Source organism: Acidovorax sp. GW835-FHT14B10 (genome assembly GCF_058793725.1).
In genome coordinates, this window is sequence record NZ_JBXAGC010000032.1 from 41,709 (window position 1) to 47,871 (window position 6,163).

Below are 6,163 nucleotides of genomic sequence, written 5' to 3' on the forward strand. Positions count from 1 at the left end.
CAACGCCTGGGGGCTGTAGCAGTCCCGGTCATCGTGCTGTCCCAGTGGCTCGGCACATCGCTGTGGTTCAGCCCCAGCGGTGCGGCCGACGGGATAGCGCAATGGCTTGGCTTGGCGCCCAGCGGGTTTGGCTGGCTTCTGTCAGCCACCCAGTTGGGCTTCATCCTCGGCACGCTTCTTTTCACGCTGCTGGGTTGGGCTGACAAGTTTGCGCCGGAGCGACTGTTTGCCACTAGCTGCGCTATTGGCGCGGTGCTGAACTGCGTCTGGCTCCTCGCTGAACCGTCGTTTGCATTCGCCTGGGCTTGCCGATTCGCCGTTGGTGTCACTCTCGCAGGCATCTACCCGATGGGCATGAAGATGATTGTCCAGCGGAGTGGTGCCAGCGCGGGCTGGGCACTCGGCTGGTTAGTGGGGATGCTCACCCTTGGCACCGCAATGCCCCAAATCCTTCGCATGGTTGGAGCTTCGTGGCCATGGCAGTGGATTGTTTGGGGAGCCACTGTGCTGGCAATCGTGGGCGCTGTCCTTGTTGTCGGCTTGGCTGGTGACCAAGCACGACCTGACACGGGTTCCAGCAAGAAAAGAAGTTTCGTCGCCGACTTGCGCGAGCTCGTCGGAACCCGCGGGTATCGAGCCGCCTGCGCGGGCTATCTCGGGCACATGTGGGAGCTCTACGCCTTCTGGGCTGTTGTGCCGCTTCTCGTCCGTGGTGTGCTGCCTCCTACCGAGACCGCAACGCAAGTCGCTGCGGTAAGCGCCCTGGTCATCGCTGTCGGAAGCGTGGGCTGTGTGGTTGGCGGCATGGTGAGCAGGCGAATTGGCAGCGGAGCGGTTGCCCGCATTTCGCTGGTCATGTCTGGCTTTATGTGCACGGTATACCCGTTCATACCGGCACCACTGCTCATGGCAAAGCTCACCGTGCTTGCACTGTGGGGGGTGTTTGTCGTCTCGGACTCGCCGCAGTTTTCAGCCCTGACTGCATCCCACGTACCTGCACGCTTGGTCGGCACAGCTTTGACTGCTCAGAACTGTCTCGGCTTTCTGTTGACGGTCATCAGCATCTTGCTGCTGCAAACCGCGCTTTTGAGTTGGGGTGATATGGCCGTCTGGCTGCTGGTTCCGGGCCCTGTATTTGGCGTTTGGGCGCTCAACTCCCTGCGGCATAGCAATGCTCGCGTTCCAACTTGAGTGCACTAAGGATAACCCTGTAAGGGTTTGCTCGCATGTAAAAGCTGGAGGTTGACTTTCGGCAACTTTTCTTGCCGAGAGCTTCCGGCGTCAATTTATAAGTCATTGATATCAAACAGGTAAATGGAAATCTGACGTTGGCATGCAATCTGCTTTAACAGATGCCAACGGAGACACTGTAAGTAGGACAAATAGTGAACACAAACAACCTATCCGAGCAGTTGCTGGAGGCGTTCGGCCCTTTGATTTGCAGCACAGACCAGGACGTGCTCGATGCGGCCAACGCCGACGCATGGAAGGTGCATGCCGGAAGCGCTGCAGCTGTCATGCGGCCTCGCAACGTAGAAGAGGTTTCGGCCATCGTGAAGTGGTGCCATGAGCGAAACGTCGCCGTGGTCCCCCAAGGTGGCAACACCGGCGTCGCGGGCGGCGCCATTCCTGACGCCAGTGGGCAGCAGGTCATCCTGAGTCTGAGTCGTCTGAACCGTATTCGCGAGATTGACGCTGAAAACTACACCGCAACGGTCGAGGCCGGCTGTGTCCTGGCAACTGTTCGTGCCGCGGTATCCGAAGTTGACAGGCTGTTTCCACTGAGCTTTGGCGCAGAGGGCTCCTGTCAAATTGGCGGCGTCATGTCCACCAACGCTGGTGGTATCAATACCCTGCGTTATGGCAACGCGCGTGACCTGGCCCTGGGCCTGGAGGTTGTGCTCGCCGACGGCACCATCTGGAACGGTCTTCGCAAGCTCCGTAAAGACAACACCGGCTACGATCTGCGTCAGCTCTTTATCGGCGCCGAAGGCACGTTGGGAGTCATCACGGCCGCCGTGCTCAAGCTCTACCCAGCTCCCAAGACCACCGTGACTGCACTTATCGCTTTGGCCGATCTCCCGTCATCGGTAAAGCTGCTGAGCATCGCTCGCCAACATGCCGGCGAAGCCGTAAGCGCCTTCGAGCTCATTCCTCGCCGCTTCTTCAAGCTGGCCAACGATCACGTGCTTGGCACTGTCGGCCCGCTGAACGCCGATACCGATTGGTTCGTCCTGGCTGAGTTCGATGCCGGGCAAGGCAGTCTGCTTAACGACCTCGTACAAAACATGCTCGAGGCCGCATTGGAAAGTGAAGTCATCGTTGATGCAGCCATTGCTTCGAGCGTCGAGCAACGCAACAAGTTCTGGGAGCTACGTGAGTGCGTTTCCGAAGCGCAGATTCGCAACGGCGCGGTGGTTTACACGGATGTGTCTGTTGCTGTGTCCGTGGTGCCGGAATTCATCCGCGCGACTTCGGAAAAACTCGCGGCTTTTTATCCCTCCGTTGACATCAATGCCTTCGGTCACGTCGGTGACGGGAACATCCACTTCAACCTGCTTCAGCCCCAGGGTGAGGACATGCAAGCGTTCTTGAACCTGCGCAAGAAGTTCGAGGAAATCGTGTATGCGAGCGTGCATGACTTCGGCGGAAGTATCAGCGCCGAGCATGGAATCGGTCAATCCAAGATTGCCGCGTTGATTGAACAAAAGGCGCCTCTCGAGATGGCAATGATGCGTCGTATTAGGGAAACGTTAGCAGGAGACTCATTCAACCCAAACAAAGTTATCCCAACCCATTAATAGCCCCCCCCCCCCCCCCATGCATTTCGGTGGATAGATAGAAAGTAATTCGTTGGTGATGAGTTTCAGCTCAGCATTTTTCGGGCAGCTCAGGAACATCGACAGTGTGTAGATTTGCACCTATCAAAAGTGCAGATCATTTGGATGGTGAGTGGTTTCATGCCAATTTCCTTTTCTCTACGTCTCAAGAGTATTGGAGTAAAAGAAGTTTCTACGATTCATCAATACCTAAAACAAAGGAAGACAAATGAACAAGTGTTTAAAAGGCTTCGAGGCGCTCATTGCGCTGATGCTCGCCGTAATGGTCGTATTGGTACTTTCCAATGTGGTACTACGTTACGGATTCAACTCGGGAATCGCCTCTTCTGAGGACGTCTCTCGATTTCTTTTCATCTGGATGGTTTTCATCGCCGCAGTTATCGGAGTGAAGGAGAAAACCCATTTGGGTATGGATGCGATCGTGAAAATTCTGCCGCGAAAAGGGAAGGTGGTGTTCGCATTGATTAGTCACGTGCTCATGCTGGTGATGGTGGGGATGCTGCTCGTGGGGTGCTGGAACCAGATGGTTCAAAACCAGCAAATCATGGCTATGGGCGCGGTTGAGTATCCGCTCTCATGGATGTATGCAGCCGGCGTCTTTGGCAGCCTGGGTTGTGGTGGTTTCCTGTTCGCGAACTTGATTCGCCTGATGCGCGGCCGTATGGCAGAGGATGACCTGGTCATGGTTCAAGAACAAGAAGGCCTCGATGATGTGAGTCGCATTGCCGAAGAAGCGGAGAAATCCGAAATGAAACTGGGAGCTCGAGTATGACCGTCGGTGTTTTTCTCTTCTCACTGCTCGGGGCCATGAGCCTTGGCATGCCCATCGCCTTCTCCCTCATCATCTGCGGCGTTGCGCTAATGGTGTTCGGTGGCGGAGGTCTGGATGTTGACCTGATTTCGGGCAACATGATTAACGGCTTGGATAACTTCATTTTCCTTGCCATCCCGTTCTTCATGCTTGCTGGCGAACTGATGAATGCAGGCGGCTTGTCGCGCCGAATCGTTTACATGGCCTCGACTATCGTCGGTCATGTGCGAGGCGGTCTAGGCTACGTCACTATCATCGCGGCCATCCTGTTGGGCGCGCTTTCCGGTTCGGCTATCGCCGACACCGCGGCTCTGGCCGCCATCTTGCTGCCCATGATGCGCAAGGTCGGCTACAACCCCGAGCGCGCAGCTGGCCTGATTGCCTCGAGCGGCATCATCGCCCCGATGCTGCCTCCCTCTATGGGGCTGGTGATGATTGGTGCCATCGGTGGTATCTCCATCACGAAGCTGTTCCTGGCCGGCATCGTTCCCGGTCTGATGATGGGCGTCGCCCTGGTCGGTACCTGGTGGTGGGTCAGCCGCAAGGAGAGCGTCAGCCTGATGCCCAAGCAGCCGCTCTCAGAAGTTCTTCGTAGCCTCAAGAGCGGCATCGGGGCACTGCTGCTGCCCGCCATCATCGTTGGCGGCATGAAGTTCGGCATCTTCACCCCGACCGAGTCGGCTGTGGTCGCAGTGGCCTATGCGCTGTTTGCTGGCTGCATCGTCTACCGCGAACTGACCTGGGCTGCCATCTATCGTTCCTTCGTCAACTCGGCCAAGACCACCGGCGTCGTGATGTTCGTCGTGGCTGCTGCCTTCATCTCCTCTTGGATGATTACCACGGCAGACCTCCCAGGTCAGCTGGCCGGCATGCTGGCGCCCTTCATGGACAGTCCTACCGAACTGATGCTGGTCATCGTGGTGCTGCTGGTCATCGTTGGCATGGCGCTCGACTTCACGCCGATGATTCTCATCCTGATTCCGGTGCTGCTCCCGCTGATCAAGCAAGCGGGCATCGATCCTGTGTATTTCGGCGTCGTTTTCATAATGTGCAACGCCATAGGAATGATTACCTGGCCTGTGGGTACCGTACTTAACGTCGTTAGTGGCGTCGGCAAGCTCTCTTTCGACACCGTGTCCAAGTCTGTGCTCCCCTTCCTCATTGCGGAAGTCGGTGTTGCGCTGCTGCTGGTGTTCTTCCCCAAGCTCGTGTTGGTCCCGCTGCAGTGGTTCCTCTAACCCACGAGCGTTAGCAAATTTATAGGAGATAAACATGAAACGTTCTCAATTTCTGGGTTTGATGGGCGCAGGGCTGGTGGCAATGTCAACAGGTGGTTTGGCGCAAGCCCAAACTGCCTCCACACGCGAACTGAAGGTCGGTTACTGGAACACCGACGAATCACCGCACGGCAAGGGCCTGGCGAAGTGGGCCGACCTCGTGGCCTCCCGTACCAATGGTCGTATCAAGCTACGCATCTACAGCTCCGGTCAGCTGGGCAGCGAAGTGCAGCAGCTTGGTGCCATGCAAAGCGGCTCGCAAGACTTTTGCCTTTTCACAGCCCCTCCGCTGGCGTCTGTCGTCCGCGAAATGCAGGTTCTGGACTTCCCGGGCCTGCTGCCCACGCCTCAAGTGGCAGATAAGGTGCTGGACGGCCCTATCGGCAACGAACTCCTCGAGAAGCTCAAGGAGCGCAACATCATTGGCCTGGGTTTCATGGAGAATGGCTTCCGCCAGTTCACCAACAGCAAGCGTCGTATCCTGAAGGCCTCGGACTTCGAGGGTCTCAAGGTTCGAGTCATTCAGGCACCGATCTACATCGACATGTTCAAGTCGCTGCAGACCAACCCTGTTCCGATGTCGTACACGCAGCTGTACACCGCTCTGGAGACGCGCACGGTCGATGGCCAGGACAACCCTCTGTCAAGCGTCTACACCGGCAAGTTCGGCGAAGTGCAGAAGTACTTGTCTCTGACCCGTCATATCTACAGCGCGATGGTCATGGTCGGCAGCAAGAAGAGCTGGGATTCGCTGCCCGAAGGCGACCGCAAGATTCTGTCGGAGACCTTCGCAGAAGCACGCGACTACCAACGCAAGGTGGCCCGCGAGACGGACAAGTACTTCATTGAAGAAATCCGCAAATCCGGCGTGACCGTGGACGAGTTCCCGGCTGCAGAAGCAGCCAAGATGCGCGACCTTATGAAGCAGGGCGCGGCATCGCACGCCAAGTCCGTGGGCGAGGACTTCGTCAAGCGCGCCTACGCCGAAGCCGAGAAGGCCGCTGCCTCGACCAAATAAGCGCATTTGGTGAGATTTGGGCTTGCGGTTGCGTTGGCTGTCGGCCCTTTTCTCACTTGCCTCCGCATTCTTTAACCGGGAGCTGGCTCGCTTACGCCGATTGCTTCCTTCTCTGAGCCCCCATGAAAATCCTGGTCCCCGTCAAACGCGTGGTGGACTACAACGTGAAAGTCCGCGTCAAATCGGACGGCACGGGCGTAGACATTGCCAACGTGAA

The 6,163-nt window shown here is 57.1% G+C and carries 5 protein-coding genes and 1 pseudogene; all 6 read left to right on the forward strand.

What is annotated here, in order from left to right:
* The first annotated feature begins 33 nt into the window (after positions 1 to 33).
* The gene (locus AC1Q5S_RS19225; RefSeq protein ID WP_422204697.1) at positions 34 to 1,191 is read left to right on the forward strand and encodes an MFS transporter; all 1,158 of its coding nucleotides are present in this window, start codon (positions 34 to 36) and stop codon (positions 1,189 to 1,191) included.
* A 194-nt stretch (positions 1,192 to 1,385) separates the two neighbouring features.
* Positions 1,386 to 2,801 (forward strand): FAD-binding oxidoreductase, encoded by a 1,416-nt coding sequence (locus AC1Q5S_RS19230; RefSeq protein WP_422204695.1) that lies wholly within the window; start codon positions 1,386 to 1,388, stop codon positions 2,799 to 2,801.
* 247 nt (positions 2,802 to 3,048) lie between these two features.
* Complete coding sequence (locus tag AC1Q5S_RS19235) at positions 3,049 to 3,612, forward strand: TRAP transporter small permease (protein ID WP_492239243.1); 564 nt, start codon at positions 3,049 to 3,051, stop codon at positions 3,610 to 3,612.
* Positions 3,609 to 4,889 (forward strand): TRAP transporter large permease, encoded by a 1,281-nt coding sequence (locus AC1Q5S_RS19240; RefSeq protein WP_492239244.1) that lies wholly within the window; start codon positions 3,609 to 3,611, stop codon positions 4,887 to 4,889. Before AC1Q5S_RS19235 ends, AC1Q5S_RS19240 begins: the two co-directional genes overlap by 4 nt.
* 34 nt (positions 4,890 to 4,923) lie before the next feature.
* Complete coding sequence (locus AC1Q5S_RS19245; protein ID WP_492239245.1) at positions 4,924 to 5,946, forward strand: TRAP transporter substrate-binding protein; 1,023 nt, start codon at positions 4,924 to 4,926, stop codon at positions 5,944 to 5,946.
* A 122-nt stretch (positions 5,947 to 6,068) separates the two neighbouring features.
* A pseudogene (locus AC1Q5S_RS19250) lies at positions 6,069 to 6,163 on the forward strand (electron transfer flavoprotein subunit beta/FixA family protein); the annotation flags it as partial.

Excerpts from the sequence above, each read along its gene's own strand:
- AC1Q5S_RS19245 (WP_492239245.1), top strand. The coding sequence starts at position 4,924 with ATGAAACGTTCTCAATTTCTGGGTTTGATGGGCGCAGGGCTGGTGGCA.
- AC1Q5S_RS19235 (WP_492239243.1), top strand. The coding sequence starts at position 3,049 with ATGAACAAGTGTTTAAAAGGCTTCGAGGCGCTCATTGCGCTGATGCTC.
- AC1Q5S_RS19240 (WP_492239244.1), top strand. The coding sequence starts at position 3,609 with ATGACCGTCGGTGTTTTTCTCTTCTCACTGCTCGGGGCCATGAGCCTT.